The 15,891-nt window shown below is 59.7% G+C and carries 16 protein-coding genes; 7 read left to right on the top strand and 9 right to left on the bottom strand.

Annotated features, from left to right (window positions below; all coding sequences use genetic code 11):
* Window positions 1–21 precede the first annotated feature (21 nt).
* From V6582_RS09000 to V6582_RS08985, 4 genes are all read right to left on the bottom strand, one after another.
* Entirely contained in the window at window positions 22–363 is a 342-nt protein-coding gene (locus V6582_RS09000; RefSeq protein ID WP_060719703.1) for a hypothetical protein, read from the bottom strand.
* Window positions 364–391: 28 nt separating this feature from the next.
* The gene (locus V6582_RS08995; protein ID WP_070151336.1) at window positions 392–1,327 is read right to left on the bottom strand and encodes an NAD(P)-dependent oxidoreductase; all 936 of its coding nucleotides are present in this window, start codon (window positions 1,325–1,327) and stop codon (window positions 392–394) included.
* Window positions 1,328–1,334: 7 nt separating this feature from the next.
* On the bottom strand, window positions 1,335–2,648 hold the full coding sequence (locus V6582_RS08990; RefSeq protein WP_234823918.1) for an LLM class flavin-dependent oxidoreductase: 1,314 nt from the start codon (window positions 2,646–2,648) through the stop codon (window positions 1,335–1,337).
* Window positions 2,649–2,738: 90 nt separating this feature from the next.
* Window positions 2,739–3,965, bottom strand: coding sequence for an MFS transporter (locus tag V6582_RS08985; RefSeq protein ID WP_070151338.1), 1,227 nt, complete (start codon window positions 3,963–3,965; stop codon window positions 2,739–2,741).
* A gap of 79 nt (window positions 3,966–4,044) precedes the next feature.
* On the opposite strand from V6582_RS08985, the gene V6582_RS08980 reads away from it, so the two are divergent.
* Window positions 4,045–5,085 (top strand): LacI family DNA-binding transcriptional regulator, encoded by a 1,041-nt coding sequence (locus tag V6582_RS08980; protein WP_156536318.1) that lies wholly within the window; start codon window positions 4,045–4,047, stop codon window positions 5,083–5,085.
* Between the two features lie 8 nt (window positions 5,086–5,093).
* On the opposite strand, the gene V6582_RS08975 is transcribed toward V6582_RS08980, so the two are convergent.
* Window positions 5,094–6,398, bottom strand: coding sequence for an NAD(P)/FAD-dependent oxidoreductase (locus V6582_RS08975; protein ID WP_197434463.1), 1,305 nt, complete (start codon window positions 6,396–6,398; stop codon window positions 5,094–5,096).
* 353 nt (window positions 6,399–6,751) lie between these two features.
* Between V6582_RS08975 and V6582_RS08970 the strand changes: the two genes are divergently transcribed.
* From V6582_RS08970 to V6582_RS08945, 6 genes are all read left to right on the top strand, one after another.
* Window positions 6,752–7,741 carry an ABC transporter substrate-binding protein gene (locus tag V6582_RS08970; protein ID WP_337739366.1) on the top strand — a complete coding sequence of 330 codons (990 nt, stop codon included), beginning with the start codon at window positions 6,752–6,754 and terminating at the stop codon, window positions 7,739–7,741.
* Between the two features lie 2 nt (window positions 7,742–7,743).
* Window positions 7,744–8,565, top strand: a complete 822-nt coding sequence (locus V6582_RS08965) for an ABC transporter permease (protein WP_114386315.1) — start codon at window positions 7,744–7,746, stop codon at window positions 8,563–8,565.
* Window positions 8,566–8,584: 19 nt separating this feature from the next.
* Window positions 8,585–9,379, top strand: coding sequence for an ABC transporter ATP-binding protein (locus tag V6582_RS08960; RefSeq protein WP_070151341.1), 795 nt, complete (start codon window positions 8,585–8,587; stop codon window positions 9,377–9,379).
* A 5-nt stretch (window positions 9,380–9,384) separates the two neighbouring features.
* Complete coding sequence (locus tag V6582_RS08955) at window positions 9,385–10,389, top strand: Ldh family oxidoreductase (RefSeq protein ID WP_197433253.1); 1,005 nt, start codon at window positions 9,385–9,387, stop codon at window positions 10,387–10,389.
* Window positions 10,362–10,805: a hypothetical protein gene (locus tag V6582_RS08950; RefSeq protein ID WP_156633771.1), complete on the top strand. Its 444-nt coding sequence runs from the start codon at window positions 10,362–10,364 to the stop codon at window positions 10,803–10,805. Before V6582_RS08955 ends, V6582_RS08950 begins: the two co-directional genes overlap by 28 nt.
* 534 nt (window positions 10,806–11,339) lie before the next feature.
* Window positions 11,340–11,624 (top strand): helix-turn-helix transcriptional regulator, encoded by a 285-nt coding sequence (locus V6582_RS08945; RefSeq protein ID WP_081341948.1) that lies wholly within the window; start codon window positions 11,340–11,342, stop codon window positions 11,622–11,624.
* Here the strand turns inward: V6582_RS08945 and V6582_RS08940 are convergent.
* The 4 genes from V6582_RS08940 to V6582_RS08925 form a co-directional block, all read right to left on the bottom strand.
* Window positions 11,590–12,846 (bottom strand): tyrosine-type recombinase/integrase, encoded by a 1,257-nt coding sequence (locus V6582_RS08940; RefSeq protein ID WP_156633769.1) that lies wholly within the window; start codon window positions 12,844–12,846, stop codon window positions 11,590–11,592. The two genes, V6582_RS08945 and V6582_RS08940, sit on opposite strands and share 35 nt — an antisense overlap.
* 294 nt (window positions 12,847–13,140) lie before the next feature.
* Window positions 13,141–14,703 carry a glutamine-hydrolyzing GMP synthase gene (guaA, locus tag V6582_RS08935; protein WP_156633767.1) on the bottom strand — a complete coding sequence of 521 codons (1,563 nt, stop codon included), beginning with the start codon at window positions 14,701–14,703 and terminating at the stop codon, window positions 13,141–13,143.
* 84 nt (window positions 14,704–14,787) lie between these two features.
* A complete protein-coding gene (locus V6582_RS08930) occupies window positions 14,788–15,426 on the bottom strand; it encodes a 5'-methylthioadenosine/S-adenosylhomocysteine nucleosidase (RefSeq protein ID WP_156633765.1) in 639 nt (212 codons plus the stop codon).
* Window positions 15,423–15,860: a PaaI family thioesterase gene (locus V6582_RS08925; protein ID WP_156633763.1), complete on the bottom strand. Its 438-nt coding sequence runs from the start codon at window positions 15,858–15,860 to the stop codon at window positions 15,423–15,425. Before V6582_RS08925 ends, V6582_RS08930 begins: the two co-directional genes overlap by 4 nt.
* Window positions 15,861–15,891 lie beyond the last annotated feature (31 nt).

Here is a 15,891-nt window from a genome sequence, read left to right as displayed (position 1 = left end):
TCGAACCCCTATCTCGGGTTTTTATTGGACGCTGGGAAGAAACGTCGCGGCTACCATCGGCATGCAGGCGACCGGGGAAAGGCAGACCGGAATGTCAACGGCGGCTGCAACCGCTCGCTGATGGCGGAACAAGCTGCCACCTGTTCCGCCAATCGCGCGGACACCGCAAGCGAAAAGCTCCCGCGCCAACCCGATGACCAGATCCTCCTCCGCTACATCCCCTGGATGCAGCGACCGGTAAAGGACCGGATAGGAATAGCTCGAAGGATTGCCGACGTCGCCAGGCTCGCCGCCATCAATGGCGAGAATTCCGATCGCGTAACCGTAGGATTCTGCGGCTGGTCGCGTAACGTATTTCGGCATTGAATTCGAAACCTCCGTCCCTTCTCGTTCAGCCTTTTCGCCGCCTGGATGTCCCCGCTTCCGGCGGTCCTGTCTTGATGGCGGCCGCATAGGCATCGAGGACTTGTTCCAGGGTGGCATCCTTCCGGCCGACGAAAGCTTCGCGCAGCCCGAGTCTTGCCGAGGCCCAGAGCCTGCGGCCTGCGGCCTCAGTCATGATAGGATCGAGCTCCATGGCGCGGATGTCTGTGGCGATCTCATCCATCTCAACGGCACGGCGTTCCGAATGAAGGACGTCGGTCAGGATGCACATGCCGACGAAATCGCTGAACTTGGTCTTGTCCATCGAGCCGAAGAGCCCGGTCATCACCTCGCCGCGCACGCCCTGCAGCGTCGCGATGGTGAATGCCTCAACCACCAGCGCCTCTATTCCCTTGGTCACCACGCTGCGCAGCATCTTGACCATGGCGGCGTCGCCGGCTCGGTCATTCGCCACATCTATCGTCATCCCGCGCGGTATGAACAGCTCGGCAAAGCGGCTAACCCCGGAACCGGAGCAGTAGAGTGTCACCGGCGCGCCGTAGATCGCCACGGATCCCATTAGGTTGGCGTCGACATAGAGGCCGCCCCCAGCCTCGATTGCTGCTGCGATCTGCCTCTTCTTCGACGGTGTCGAGGCGGAGATGTCCACATAGAGAGTGCCGGGCTTCAGAAAGGAGGTGGCCTCGCGCGCGACCTCAAGCGCATTGGCGACCAGGACGGCGGAAAAGATCACGTCACTTGCGCCGCAAAGCTCCGCCAGCGTATCCATGGTCGTCGCACCAGCCTCTCCGGCGAAGCGAAGAAATGCCTCCGAATAGGGCGGTCGGTTGGTGCGGCCGTTGCAGAATACCAGCAGCCGCATTGAGGGCTGCTCCTTCAGATGCTTTGAGAAGCAGGAGGCCGCCTCGCCGAAGCCGATGAATCCGACAGTAAGATCCGACATGATGCTATCACCTCAAGTTCTGACGTAGCGTGGGGCCCTCGTAGGAAGTCCGCATCAGCCCGCGTTTTTGCAGGATTGGCACCACCGAGCGAGCGAACTGCTCCCAAGTCCCGGGAGACACTGTGGGCGTCAGGATGAAACCGTCGCAGCCGCCAGCGGTGAACATCATCTCCAACTGATCGGCCACCTGCTCGGGCGTACCAACGACCTGAGGAGCAAGCTCGCTGGTCGCGAAGCGCTTGGCCGCTTCCCCGATAGTAAGGCCCTCGGCCTTGGTGCCCTGGAGGATAACGTCGAGCGAGCCGCGTGAACCTTCCTCCAGTTGCAAGTCCAGAAGAGACTGGTCGGGCGTGTATTTCGAAAGATCGCTGCCAACATGCGAGGACATCAACGACATGCCGAGTTCCGGATCGACTAGGCTGTTGACATAGGCCTGCTTCTCCCGCGCAATCGATTCCGTCTCGCCGATGATCGGGTCGACGGACGGCAAGACGGCGCAATCGTCCGGATTGCGCCCGGCAGCGGCAAGGGCTTCACGCATCTCGGCGCGGAAGGCGACCATTTCGCGGGTGCTATGCTGCAGCGTGAAGATCATTTCAGCCCAGCGGGCGGCAAAAGCGCGGCCAGGTCCGGAAGAGCCAGCCTGCATGATAACAGGATGCCCCTGCGGCGAGCGTGGAACGGTGAGCGGTCCGCGTGTTTTCACCCACTTGCCTTTGTAGTCGACGTAGCGGACCTTGGAAGGATCGGCGAAGACACCGTTTTCCTTGTCCATCACCAACGCGCCGTCTTGCCAACTGTCCCAGAGATGCATGCATGCATCCACCACCTCGTGGGCTTTTTCGTATCGCTCACTGCGGCCGGGCATCGCCTCAAGCCCGAAATTGCGCGCTTCGGTGCTGCTGGCGGAAGTCACGACATTCCAAGCCATACGGCCGCCACTCAATACGTCGAGCGTGCCGAGGACGCGGGCGATCTGGTAGGGATTGACAAACGTCGTCGAAAGCGTCGCGCCGAGACCGATATGCTTTGTGACCCGCGACATCATCGCCAGGATGGGAATGGGATCGAGCAGACTGAGCGCCCCACCCTTGGACACGAAAGTGTTGAAGTTGCCGTTATAATAGTCGTACAGGCCCATCACGTCGGCGAAGAACAGGCAATCGAAGAAGCCCCTTTCGAGCGTTTGGGCAAGTTGCTCATACCAAGCCGGGTCGAGAAAGCCGTTGTCGGTTTCTGGATGGCGCCACATGCCGTGATGATGACTGGTAGGCCCTGCCTTCAGAAATGCCACGAGGCGCATCTTTCGTTTATCTGCCATGCTGTTCCCTTTTTGTCACTGCGAAACCGGCATCTGTTCGACTCTTAACACCGATCCAGAATCACTTCAATGAACCGGTTCATCAATCGGTCATTTTTTTAGTTCGTTCGTCGTGAGTATACGCTCCATGCGCATAACGAGCCCAAAAGAGAGCCAGCACAGAAGAATGCTGATAAGGGCGAGAACCGGCATGCCCGTCACTTGCCCGTCGAGGCGCTCACGCAGCAAGGCGGCCGAACTCGCTGCGCCCGCAGCCGAAGCGATGCTCGTTATTGCCGATACGAGGCACTGATACGCGATCCGGTCTTCCGGTTCCGCGATGCGGCTTGCTGTTGTCTGGGCCACCGTGCTGCGGGCAAGCTGGGCCGCCAGCAGCATTCCAAGCACAAAAGCCATGGCCGGCATCGGTTGATGCAGAAAGAAGGCATAAGAAAGCAATGCAGTGAGAACGAGGCCCGCCGCCAATGAGGCCGCCACCGTGCCGATCCGGTCGATGACCCAACCGGTACCGCCGGTGGCAACAAAGGAAAGCACACCTCCTACAAGATAGATGTAACCCAGTTCCGCTGTCGAGAAGCTGAGGTTCGTGAGAGCATAGGCGCTGATATGCGGCGAAATCAGGAAAGTCGCGTAAGAAGCGCCGGCCGTCAGCATGAGGCCAGTTTTTCCGCCGGGCTTGGCGACAGCATTGAAGACATTGTCGACGGTCAGACGAACACCGGCCAACCCAGCCTGCGTCGACCCGAACACGCCGAACAAGACAGGCAGAGACAACACGACATAAAGGCACGCGAGTAAGCCAAATGCAGATTGCCAGGAACCCGAAAGAGTCTGAACGGTCAACGAGATCGGCGCACCGAGCAGGAGCGCGAAGCCGTAAGCTCCGATGATCGCGCTCACGGCCCGACCTCGGGCCGCATCGCTCGTCAGGTCAGACGCTGTGGCGATTACCAAGGCAAGCAAGGGACCGGAACAAAAGCCTGCCGCTACCCGGGCCGTCAACACCGTGGTAAAGCTCGCATGCGGAAACACGGCGATTACGCCGGTGGCCACAGCTATGGCCAGAAGCGCAAGCATAAGGGATCGGCGTCGATCGACTGTACCCAGGAAGAAGGCGCCCACTATGCCGCCGAGCCCTGCCGCGCCGTTGAAACAGACGCTGGTTAGCGCCACGCGGTGAACAGGAATTCCGAGATCGGCAGCCATGAAAGGGCCGAGCGGAAACACGATGACCGATCCGAGCGCATTTGTGAATGCGATCAGTCCAAGCAGTGCTACGAGAATAATATTGTGCTTTTTTCGCCTTGATCTAGTCATCGCAATCTTCGATGCTATTGTAAAATTTCTTCAATTTGCATGTGAACCGGTTCATCATATGGGCTGTCCAGGGGGGATTATGCGCAAGAACGAGAAGCGGCAGACCGTGCGACTGCGGGATGTTGCGCAAACTGCCGGTGTATCGGTTGGCACCGTGTCGCGGGTCCTGAACAATAATCCGACAGTTTCGGAAGAGGTTCGCCGGAAAGTCGAAGCGGTTATGAAGGCGCTCGGATACGAGGCGAATATCGTCGCTCAGAGCCTGCGCGGCAGCACCACAAAACTGATCGCTTGCGCCATTCGGGATTTCGACATTCCCCAGTTCGCCCAGTACATTAAGGAAGCGGAGCAGGTCTTCCGCGAGCGCGGCTATACATTCATCCTCTCGGCCACCACCAACAAGCCGGAAGTAGAGGTGTCGCTTCTGAAAGCCTTCGAGCGACGAAAAGTGGATGGTATCATGATGACCGTCAGCGATGAGGCAAATGCCAGCGTCAATGAGGCGTTGATGCGCGCGCCATGTCCGGTTCTGCTCATCGATCGCGACCATATCAAGACCCTGGACCGGGTCACTGTGGATCACCTCAATGGTACCCGCACAGCGATATCGCATTTGATCGAGCGCGGGCACCGGCACATCGCACTGCTGGTTGGGGATACCCGCGCCTTTCCCTCTTACAGCCGTGTCGCCGGCTTCCGGGAGGCATACCAGATCCACGGCGTCGATCCGGCAATGGGAACCATCCGCGACCGAGTTATCGAACAGGAGGACGCGTTCCGCGAAACCATGGCGCTGTTTAGCTCGTCGGTGCCGCCAACCGCCATCGTCGCCGCATCGATGGGAGCCCTGCCTGGTTGCCTGAAGGCGCTCAGGGCGCTGCGGCGCGAGGTCGGCAAAGAGGTATCGGTCGTGGCAGGCAACGATTCGGACCTTGCGGAACTCTATACGCCTCCGATCACCGCCCTGAAGTCCGATCTCGCGGAACTCGCCCGGCATGCTTCCGCCATGCTGCTTGACCGAATTGAAGGCAAAGCGTCGGGTATCGGCCGAGTGGTGACGCTTCCGACGACTCTCGTGATACGGCAATCCTGCTGGCCCGTGCAGGACGCTGAAGACTGAAGGCTCCTTCAAAACCGATGCTCCTCGGACATGCGTATCGCTGCCATCGCTAGTGATGCGGCGAAAGACGATCCCGGCCACCACTTCCGCGCCGACGTTTGCCCGCGTCCGGGAAAGGGGATATTTGCCCAGGGTGCACCGAGAGCGCGGCATGCGAGATCCTTGCCGAGCGTGGTGCCAAGCCCAAGACCGCGGCCGCTGAGCCCAAAGCCGACCAAAAAACCCGGCTGCGGTTCCTCGATACGAGGATATTGGTCACGGGTGAGATCGACCCACCCGCTCCATCGTTCGAAAACCGGCGCAGAGGAAAGCTGCGGGAAAACCTCAGTCAGCCGCCGTGCCGCCGCGTCCGGATCGGCGCCACGCTCTCCCGCTGCCGGACCGGAAAGTGTGACGACGATTTGCCCCCCGCTGGTGCGGCGGATTCCCGACGGGAGCTTGCGGGTCTCGGTGAGCGCGGTGGCGGAGGGCAGGATGCCCTCAATCTGTTCCACAGAAAGAGGTTCGGTCGCGGCTTCGTGCACGCGCACCGGCAGGAGCGTTCGACGATAGGCTGGCAGTAGCCGCCGGAGTCCGAGGCCGGCAGTGACGACGACGGTCCGGCAGCGGATCGCGCCGCGCCCGGCAGTCACGAAAAAGCCATTACCGGATTGCACAATACCGCTAACGGGGCTTTGCTCGAAGACGAGGCCCCCGAGGCTTGCACAACTGCGGGCAAGCCCGCGGGCATAGGCAAGGGGATTTAGCGTACCGCCGCGTGGCTCGACAAGGACGCAAGGGTAGAATCCGCCACCGATCGCAGTTGCCGCCTCTTCCCTGTCGAGCAGAGGAAGATCGACGCCGCGGGCAGCCCACCAATCTCGCCGGCTCCGCAAAGACGCCTCGCCGGCAGGCGCATGAGCGGCGAAAAGCAGGCCGTTGCGCACTGCGTCGCAATCGATGCCGTAGTGTGCGATGAGATCGAAAACCAGGTCGGGCGAGCGGGCGGCCACGTTGATTAGCCTTGTGCCGGCCTCCTTGCCTAGGTTTGCAAGTGCCACGTCCGGCTCGGTGCGGAGGTAGGGAACGACTTGGCCGAAGCTGCGACCGCTTCCACCGGAGCCAATCGTCTCGGCCTCGACAAGGCAGACTGAAGCGCCGCCTGCCGCCAGATGGAGAGCCGCCGAGGCGCCCATGATACCGCCGCCGATAACGACGATATCAGTCTCCATTTCCCGATCGAGAGAGGAGGCGGAAAGCGGCGGCTCACCGGCATCGGTATAAGTGCGTGGCAGAGTGCGAGCAAGTAAATCCCCCTCAGGTAAATTTATCATGGCAGCCCATAGCGTTTGACCAGGTTGAGAAGAATTCGGCGACATTATCAGTTACGCCTAACATCCAATCAGAGTTAGGTCAATGAACCGGTTCACCATGCTGCTGCCTTGGTGCTCATGGCAGATGTGAAAGCTTCCATAGCTTGTGAGTTCGCTAAGAGCAGGCGGTCTCCGCATAAAAATGGCCAAAAGGCCTTGATCTTCCCACTAAGCAGGCGAACTCGCCATAAGAGGAGCATTTGATTATTTTTTAAGCACATAAATTATGAACCGGTTCATTGCATAATGTTTAGACGTGTGTTTAACTTGCTGCATTGCAAAAGTTCGTCTCCCTCTACTGAAAGGGCCTTCTCGTGACCGTTCGCAATCTTATCCATGCATTCGCCGTCATCACCGCCTGTTTCGCCATGCCGCTTGCCGGCTATGCGCAAGACAGGCCACGTCTCGATTTCGCCGGTTCGGTAACCTGGATTGGCCAAGTACCGATCCTAGTCGCAATCAAGAAGGGCTTTTTCAAAGAGCAGGGCATCGATGTCGACGTGCAGGTAATCGTCAACTCTTCCGATCGCATCAGAGCGCTAACCGCAGGCGATGCGGCGTTCAGCAATCTCGGCCGCGTCGCGGTTATCAGCGAAATGGCGCGCGGAAACGAGAGTTTTTCCTTCTTTGCCAATGTTGACGATTCCCCTGGTCAGGAAGGTTGCTGGGCTCGTCCCGGCATTACCTCAGTGGCTGACCTGAAGGGCAAGGCGGTTGCCGCCAATTCCTCTGCCGAGATCACACTCGCCGGTCTTTTAGCCGATGCCGGACTGAAACTCGGCGATCTTGACTATCGCAACCTCCCGGCAACCGAGATGGCCGCGGCACTCAGCCATGGCGATATCGAGGCAGCCTGCGTCTGGCAACCTCTCCTAACGCGGCTGAAGGAGGCCGTTCCCCAAGGTAAGCTGCTCGGCACCGATCGCGAAACCGAAATGTTCCGCCGTTTCGGCACCATGGCCGCAGGTGATATTGTCATCGTCTCCCGCGAAGTGGTCGAAAAATATCCCAATCAGGCCCGAGCCATTGCCGCTGGTTTGCTCAAAGGCGCCGATCTCACTATCGAGAACCCTCAGGAGGCTGCCGCAATGGTCGCCGAATATTTCAAGCAGTCCCCAGAGGAGATGCTGAAGGCCATCCAAAGTTTCCAGTATTTCGGGAGTAAGGATTGGGAGAACCATCTCAAAAAACATACAGAGCAGATGCAGTATCTCGCCGACATGCTGCATGAGGCTGGCAAGATTCCGGAGCGCCCTGACACAGCCAAGTGGCTCGACACAAGTTTCGTACCCAAGGGAAACTAATGATGGCTGAGTTTTCTCAACAGACACTGTCTCCTTCCCGAACTGCAAGCTATATCTCAATGGTCAAACCAAGCCGTACGACGATGATCAGCTTGGCATCGGTTCTAGCGTTCCTTCTTCTTTGGGCGGTGGTGACCGGAACTGGCCTAGTATCAAAGCTCTTCCTTCCCTCTCCAGGCGAGGTGGCTCAGGCTGCGATGAAGCTAGTCGCCTCGGGAGGCCTCTGGGTGGCGATCCTGTCCTCTTCAGTCCGGGTCTTCTTGGGCTTCCTACTCGCTATAGTCATTGCCGTGCCGCTCGGCGTTGCCATGGCCGTCAACGAAACAATTAGGGCAGTGTTCGCGCCTTTCATCTCACTATTGCGTCCTTTGCCTTCGATCACCTGGATTCCGCTAACAATCTTGTGGCTTGGCATCGGCGAGGGACAGAAAGTGCTGATCGTCTTCTTGGGCTCGTGGATCTACGTTCTCCTTTCTACATACGAGGCAACGCGTCGCGTCGATCCAATCCTGATCCGGGCGGCGCGTAATCTTGGTGCCTCCGACTTTACGGTGATGCGGGAAGTCATTTTCCCGGGGGCGCTCCCGGGTATCCTTGGTGGGCTGAAGGTCACCTTAGCGATCGCTTGGTCCTGCGTTCTGTCGGCTGAGATGGTCGCCGCCCGCAACGGCCTGGGCGCGATCATTTGGGAAGCCAAGGAATGGGGCGACATGACCATGGTGCTAGTCGGCATGGTGTGCATTTCGCTGACGGTTTTGGTGGCCGATTTGGTAGCCAATAAGGTCGAACGGTTGCTGCTGCCATGGGAACGCCATAGGCGATAAAAAGAAGGAGAATTGTGTCATGACTGCCATTCTCACGGCTGAACGCATCACCAAATCCTACCGGCTAAAGGACAGCGAACTCGTTGCCGTCCAGAACCTCTCGCTGGAGGTGCAATCCAATGAGCTGCTATGCATCCTCGGTGCCTCAGGCTGCGGGAAGTCTACCCTGCTCAGCCTTTTTGCGGGATTTTCCGCGCCGACAAGCGGAAAGATCCTGCTGCGTGGCGAGCCCATTACCGGCATCGATCCGCGCTGCGGCATGGTGTTCCAATCCTATGCCCTGTTTCCGTGGAAGACGGTTCGGCAAAACGTGGAGTTTCCGTTGCGCATGCGCGGAGCGCGGCGCAGGGAAAGGCGGGAACTCGCCGAGCAACTCATCGACATGGTGCAACTCACCGGCTTTGCGGATCACTACCCTGCCGAGCTTTCGGGGGGCATGCAGCAGCGCGTCACAATCGCCAGAAGTCTCGCGGCTGATCCCGAGGTGCTGCTGATGGACGAGCCCTTCGCGGCACTCGATGCCATGACGCGGCAGGTCATGCAGACCGAACTCCTGAGGATCCAGGAAGCGAGCGGCAAGACTATCGTCTTCATCACCCACAATCTCGACGAGGCGCTGATCCTTGGTCACCGTATCGTCGTCATGTCAGCCCGGCCGGGGCGCATCAAGACGATCTTTGACAACGAGCTGCCGCGTCCGCGCGGCGTGGCAGTCCAGACTTCCGTCCCCTATGCAGCGCTCAAGACGCGCATCTGGGAACATGTCGAGGAGGAGGTGATGCAGCATATCGCCGCTTCCCGGCTCGCCGGATGATGCCCTTGGAGACGGAACGCAGGATCGCTATTGCCGACCTCCATCGACGAGTTCTGGCCATTCTCATTGAGGCGGGGGTAGACGGGAACCATGCCGATATCCTCGCCGGTGTCATCACCGCCGCAGAAAGGGACGGCGCGAGAGGCCACGGCTTGCTGCGGCTGCCTGGCTATCTCGCGAGCGTCCGAACCGGCTGGATTGACGGTCGGGCTGTGCCAAAGATCACTGAGGTGGGGCCGGCCTTTCTCTCGATTGATGCCGGCAATGGCTTTGCGACCGCGGCGCTGGCCGCGGCGCGTCCGCTGCTCATCTCCAACGCAAGGGAGTACGGTATCGCGCTTCTGGCGATCCGCAATTCTCATCATCTCGGCGCGCTTTGGCCGGATGTCGAGCCGCTGGCCGAGGCCGGCCTCGTCGCGCTGTCCACGGTGAACGCCCGCAGCCGGATACTCGTCTGGGGCGCTGGAAGGAAAGTGCTCGGTACAAATCCGATGTGCTTCGCCTTCCCTCGCCGCGACGGCCCGCCTATCGTCTGGGACCAAGCGTCCAGCGCTGCCAGCCAGGGCGAGGTGCTGCTCGCGGCGCGGCGGAACGAAAAACTCGCCCCGGGTATCGGCAACGATTCCGCTGGCCGTCCGGCCACTGACCCCGCGAAGGTCCTCGACGGCGGGACGCTCAACCCATTCGGCGGCCACAAGGGCGCGTCGATCGCACTCATGGTTGAGGTGCTGGCGGCGGGGCTGACGGGCGGACGATTCGGCTTCGAAGACAGGTCAGCACGCTATCCCGGCGTGATTTCCGGCAATGCCGGCCAATGCGTGATAGCTATTGACGCGACCCGCAGCAACGAGGCCTTCGGCTCACGTATCGAAATACTGCTTAGCGAACTTCGCGCCTCGGGCGTTTCCCGGTTTCCCGGTGAACAACGATACCGGCAGCGCGCGCATTCCGAGGCTATGGGCATCGCGCTCGGGCCGGAGGAATGGACGATAATAGAACGAACGTCCTGAATCGCAGAGGGATTTGGTCTTCCCTTCCTGCTCAAGGGTCTGATGCTGCCGCCCGAGCCTTCCCGCCGAAAGGAAGAGGATCTTGCGCGGATCGCTGCGGCGAAGCCGCGATCAAGGCCATCGAGCGCGTGCTGGGCGATCTCTGCCAGGGTCGTGACGACGCCGGGATCTATGCCGAAGCCGCCGCTCACGTCGTCGGGCTCTATCGTCAACGTATCGACGGCGGCGCGAAGACCGAGAACGAAGCCGAAATGTTGCGGAAAATGGATCGGTCGAGTGACCTCCGCCTCGCCGGCATCGGGGCAGAACTCGAAACGTTCTATCGGCTCAGCCGCTCGCACCACATCTCCCATGCCATGAGCCGAAAGCTGGTGCGCGAACTCGATCTGCTCGAAGCCCGGTTTACACCGACGTGAAACAATCTAATTTATATGCGATAAAGCATATTTTTTGTGAGGAATAGGAGTGAAGAATGAGCCCATCTCGCCCGAGGCGCTGTGGTCCTGCGCCAAAAGCACAGTAGGACATCCAAAGATGGTATCATGCTTACACGCAACAGCCTAGGTGGTTGTGTAAGCAGAAAGCGCTCTTAAATGCGCTTTGCAAGAGGTTGATTTCCTTGATTAAAATATGAGCCGGCGAAGCGATTCTAACCCTCGACCCCACCCTTAGCAAGGAATAGATGGTGCGGGCGGTCGGACTCGAACCGACACGTATTGCTTCGGCGGATTTTGAAGGGAGGCGCGTTACTGAATGCATCCCCCTAAGGCCCCCCACGCCGTTCAAGCTTGTCCATCACCACCTGTTCGCCCCTAATGCTGCACCTAGCAGTCAGGAAGAACCCGCCGATGTGTACGCTAGAGCCCGAAATTTCCGCATGGAATTTCGAAGGAGCTTCCAATATCAGCATCTATCAGTCTCAATCGCCTCAGCAACGCGGGAGATTGAGTATGGCAAAGATCGAAACTACGCAAATTCGGAGAACAATCCGGCGACAGCAGTTGCGGGAGATGGTGCCGATGGCCGACAGTACTATTTATGAAATGGAGCAGCGTGGCGAGTTTCCCCGCCGGTTCGCGCTCTCGCCACGTTGTATCGTTTGGGACCTGGCCGAGGTCGAGGCTTGGCTGATGGCACGGCGGGCTGCGCCGATCCGGCGTGCCCAACACCCTGATGTCACCAAGCGTAAAACCCGCCCCGTCAAAGGGCAGGATCAAGCTCCATCAAGGGCATAGCTTGCGGCAAAAGCGTGGGGGCATACTTCCGACCGTCAATCCAGGCGTCTACGGTGTCCGCCCACTGCTGCATCATATGCCGGCGCTGCACCTCATACTCGGCCTTGTTATAAACGCCGCGCGATGAACGCCCGTCCTCGTGCGCCAGGCACTTTTCGATCCAGTCGCTGTTAAAGCCCAACTCATTGAGCAGCGTCGAGCCCGTTCGCCGCAGATCATGGACCGTGAAAGGCTCCAACGGCAGCCCCTCCTTCTTGGCCTGTTCAACGACGGCATAGGTGACCCGATTGAAAGTCGCGCGCGACATCGGGGCGTCCGCGTCGTACCGGGACGGCAACAGATATCGGGAGTTGCCGGAGCAGGTCTTGAGCGCGATCATGATGTCGAGGGTCTGCCGGCACAGGTAGACGTTGTGCGGCTTCGACCGCTTCATGCGCTCCTTCGGGATGGTCCAGACGGCGTTGTCGAAATCGATCTCGTCCCACACTGCATCTTGCAGTTCGCTCTTCCGAACCATGGTGAGGAGATAGAGCTTCATGCCGAGGCGGATCGTCGGCAACGTTGCGACATGCTCGAGCTGTTTGAACATGATGCGGATCTCGGTGGGCGAAAGCGCGCGGTCCTTTGGCGTAAAGGTGGCGATCGAGGCCGGACCGACGTCATCGGCCGGGTTGGCGACCTTCTCACCGTGGAGAATGGCGAAGCCGTAGATCTGCTTCAGGATATCCCGCACATGAATCGCCGTCGCGGGCGCACCCCGTTCGACGATCTTGCCGCAGTGAGCGCGCAGGTCGTCAGGTGTGATCTCTGTCAGGAGACGATTCCGCCAGACGGGCATGAGCTCGCGCTCGAAGATAGAGCGACGCATCGCGCGCGTGCTGTCGGCCATCGTCGCATTGGTCAGCCATTTCTCGCCGAATTCGCCGAAGCTCTTTGCTTCCTTGATCCGTCGCTTCTCCCGCTGCTTCTCGATGGCGGGAGACCGCCCCTCGGCGATCGCCCGGCGCGCATCGATGCATAGCTCTCGAGCCCTGGCGAGCGATATCCCGTCACGAGCATACCTTCCGAGATAGACGGTCTCGCGCCTGCCGTTCAGCCGGTAGTCGAGCCTGAACGAGATGGCGCCCGACGGCGCGACGCGCACGTACATGCCGTCACGATCGGATACCTTGTACATTTTGGCTTTTGGTTTCAAGCACTTGAGTGCTGCATCGGTCAACATTTCGGGCCTCCTCGCGGAAAAGTACCGTCACGCGGTTTTTGAAGGCTGATGTCGTCGAAAACGCTTATATTTCAGCGTATTAGTTCGAAAAAAGTACCGTCATGAGCCTCGTTTGACCTGACGGTACTTTCGTTTTTCCGGTTAATCAATGGGGGCGGGGCCCGTCAGCGAGGCCGCCGAACGCGATCTATGCCCACCGATAGATGTCGATAGGCATAGGAAGAATTTATTTTTATTTTCAGTGCGTTAAGTCGTATCTCAGCGTAAATTCGGCGGCGTTTGGATGGGCCTGAATCATTCCCACTCAATCGTGCCGGGCGGCTTGGATGTCACGTCATAGACGACGCGGTTTATGCCACGCACTTCGTTGATGATGCGGGTGGCGGCGCGGCCGAGGAATTCCATGTCATAGTGGTAGAAGTCGGCGGTCATGCCGTCGACGGAGGTGACGGCGCGCAGTGCGCAGACGAATTCATAGGTGCGGCCATCGCCCATCACGCCGACGGTCTGGACTGGCAGCAGCACGGCGAAGGCCTGCCAGATGGCGTCATAAAGGCCAGCCTTGCGGATTTCGTCGAGATAGATGGCGTCGGCTTCGCGCAGAATATCGAGCTTTTCGCGGGTGACACCGCCGGGGCAGCGGATGGCAAGGCCTGGGCCGGGGAAGGGATGGCGGCCAATGAATGAGTCGGGCAGGCCAAGCTCCTTGCCCAGAACGCGCACTTCGTCCTTGAACAATTCGCGTAGCGGTTCCACCAGCTTCATGTTCATCCGGTCCGGAAGGCCGCCGACATTGTGGTGGCTCTTGATGGTGACAGACGGGCCGCCGGAGAAGGAGACGCTTTCGATGACGTCAGGATAGAGCGTGCCCTGGCCGAGGAAATCGGCGCCGCCGAGCTTCTTGGCTTCTTCCTCGAAGGTCTCGATGAACAGGCGGCCAATGATCTTGCGCTTGGTTTCCGGGTCGGAAACACCTTCCAGCTCGCCGACGAAGCGGTCGATGGCATCGACATGGATCAGATGGAGATTGTAATGTTCCTTGAACATGGCAACGACATCCGCCGCCTCGTTCTTGCGCATCAGGCCGTGGTCGACCAGGATGCAGGTCAGCTGGTCGCCGACCGCCTCATGGATCAGCAGGGCTGCGACCGAGCTATCGACGCCGCCGGACAAGGCGCAGATCACCCGCTTGTCACCGACCTGGGTGCGGATCTGCTCGACCGCTTTGGCGCGGTAGGCCGACATGCTCCAGTCGCCGGTAATGCCAGCGATATTATGGACGAAATTCTGGATCAGCTTGGCGCCGTCAGGCGTATGCACCACTTCCGGGTGGAACTGGACGGCGTAATATTTGCGGGCCTCATCGGCAATGAACGCGAAGGGCGCATTGGACGAGGTGGCCAGAACCCGAAAGCCGGGCGGGATCGCGGTAACGCGGTCGCCATGCGACATCCAGACCTGGTGACGCGAGCCAACCGACCAGAGACCCTCGAACAGCTTGCAATCCTGCTCGATTTCAAGGAAGGCGCGGCCGAATTCGCGGTGATGTCCGGCTTCCACCTTGCCGCCAAGCTGGGCGCAGATGGTTTGCTGGCCATAGCAGATGCCGAAGATCGGCAGGCCGCTGTCGAAAATCACCTGGGGAACGCGGGGGCTGCCTTCATCCAGTGCCGAGGCGGGGCTTCCAGACAGGATAACCGCTTTTGGCTTCAACCGCGCGAAGCCCTCTTCGGATGACTGGAAAGGGACGATTTCGCAATACACGCCGGTTTCACGAACGCGCCGCGCAATCAGCTGCGTTACCTGGCTGCCGAAATCGATGATGAGAACGCTGTCGGGATGTGCTGTCTGGGTCATGTCGAGCCTTTAATGAAAAGCGGTGTCCGTGGCAATCCGGGAAATGCCGGCATGGCAAAAAATCTCTTGTTCGGCTGGGCCGGATCAGAACCAAAAGACGCCGTCTTCCAGCGCCTTGACCAGCGCGTCCACCGCCTGGGCCAGATTGCGGTCAACAACACCAAGATATTCCGTCCAGTCGCCGACATGTTTCAGCTCCGCCTTGCCATCGGAAATGCCGCGAAGGCCGATCAGCGGCAGGTTGAAGGCCTGGCAGGCGCGCAGCACCGCATAGGTTTCCATATCGACCATGTCTGCAGCGATGCTGTCATAGACAGGGCCTGAGACGATATTGCCGCCGGTCGACAGGCTGGCCACGGAAACGCCGGGAATGCGCAGCGGCAGGTCCACCGTGGCAGGCAGATCGAGGAACGGCGTACGACCTTTCTCGAAGCCGAGCGGCGAGGCGTCCATATCCCGGTAGGCGACCGAGGAGACCTGGTAGACCGCGGTCTGCTCCAGCCGTGCCGAGCCTGCCGAACCCAGCGATACCACGAGATCGGGAAGCGTCCCAGCCGCCTGGAGATCTCTTAGGGCATTGGTGGTAACAATGGCGCTTTCCACCGGACCGACCCCGGTCATCAGTGGCTGGATGCGCAGGCGCAGGAGCGGACCATATTCGGCATCGACGGCCATGACGAACAGAATGGACTTGCTGCACACCGATTTCAGATCAAACGTCATTCCCTGATATCCTCACGGCCCCGCATCACCATCATTGTGCTGGTCATCGAGGCAATCAATTTGGCTGGGCCGTCGGAGATGGCATAGCCACGGCCATCGGCGACGATAATGGTGGAGCCGGGCTTGGTGATCTCGCCACGAAACAGAAAACGGTCGCCGCGCCCGGGCGACATCATGTTGACCTTGAATTCGATGGTCAGCAGTGAGGTCTCCGGTGCGATCACCGTATAGGCGGCATAGCTGCAAGCCGTGTCGAGAGCGGCGGAAATCACGCCTGCATGCAGGAAGCCATGCTGCTGGGTGAGCTTGTCGTGAAACGCCAGCTCGATTTCCACCAGTTTATGGCTGATGCGGGTCAGTTCCGCGCCGATGGTCTGCATGGCGCCCTGCCGTGCAAAGCTTGCCGTGATCCGCTGCTGGATATCCGCGTCCATGTGGCTGCCGCCTCTTTCCTCTCGTCTGCCT

Source organism: Agrobacterium vitis (assembly GCF_037039395.1).
Taxonomy (GTDB): domain Bacteria; phylum Pseudomonadota; class Alphaproteobacteria; order Rhizobiales; family Rhizobiaceae; genus Allorhizobium; species Allorhizobium vitis_E.
Note: the sequence above shows the minus strand (reverse complement) of the source record. Positions and strands in the feature narration are given on the sequence as shown.

Bases quoted from the DNA above. Each gene is read 5' to 3' on its own strand.
- V6582_RS09000 (WP_060719703.1), bottom strand. From the start codon at position 363: ATGCCGAAATACGTTACGCGACCAGCCGCAGAATCCTACGGTTACGCG.
- V6582_RS08995 (WP_070151336.1), bottom strand. From the start codon at position 1,327: ATGTCGGATCTTACTGTCGGATTCATCGGCTTCGGCGAGGCGGCCTCC.
- V6582_RS08990 (WP_234823918.1), bottom strand. From the start codon at position 2,648: ATGGCAGATAAACGAAAGATGCGCCTCGTGGCATTTCTGAAGGCAGGG.
- V6582_RS08985 (WP_070151338.1), bottom strand. From the start codon at position 3,965: ATGACTAGATCAAGGCGAAAAAAGCACAATATTATTCTCGTAGCACTG.
- V6582_RS08980 (WP_156536318.1), top strand. From the start codon at position 4,045: ATGCGCAAGAACGAGAAGCGGCAGACCGTGCGACTGCGGGATGTTGCG.
- V6582_RS08975 (WP_197434463.1), bottom strand. From the start codon at position 6,398: ATGATAAATTTACCTGAGGGGGATTTACTTGCTCGCACTCTGCCACGC.
- V6582_RS08965 (WP_114386315.1), top strand. From the start codon at position 7,744: ATGGCTGAGTTTTCTCAACAGACACTGTCTCCTTCCCGAACTGCAAGC.
- V6582_RS08960 (WP_070151341.1), top strand. From the start codon at position 8,585: ATGACTGCCATTCTCACGGCTGAACGCATCACCAAATCCTACCGGCTA.
- V6582_RS08950 (WP_156633771.1), top strand. From the start codon at position 10,362: ATGGACGATAATAGAACGAACGTCCTGAATCGCAGAGGGATTTGGTCT.
- V6582_RS08945 (WP_081341948.1), top strand. From the start codon at position 11,340: ATGGCAAAGATCGAAACTACGCAAATTCGGAGAACAATCCGGCGACAG.
- V6582_RS08940 (WP_156633769.1), bottom strand. From the start codon at position 12,846: ATGTTGACCGATGCAGCACTCAAGTGCTTGAAACCAAAAGCCAAAATG.
- guaA (WP_156633767.1), bottom strand. From the start codon at position 14,703: ATGACCCAGACAGCACATCCCGACAGCGTTCTCATCATCGATTTCGGC.
- V6582_RS08930 (WP_156633765.1), bottom strand. From the start codon at position 15,426: ATGACGTTTGATCTGAAATCGGTGTGCAGCAAGTCCATTCTGTTCGTC.
- V6582_RS08925 (WP_156633763.1), bottom strand. From the start codon at position 15,860: ATGGACGCGGATATCCAGCAGCGGATCACGGCAAGCTTTGCACGGCAG.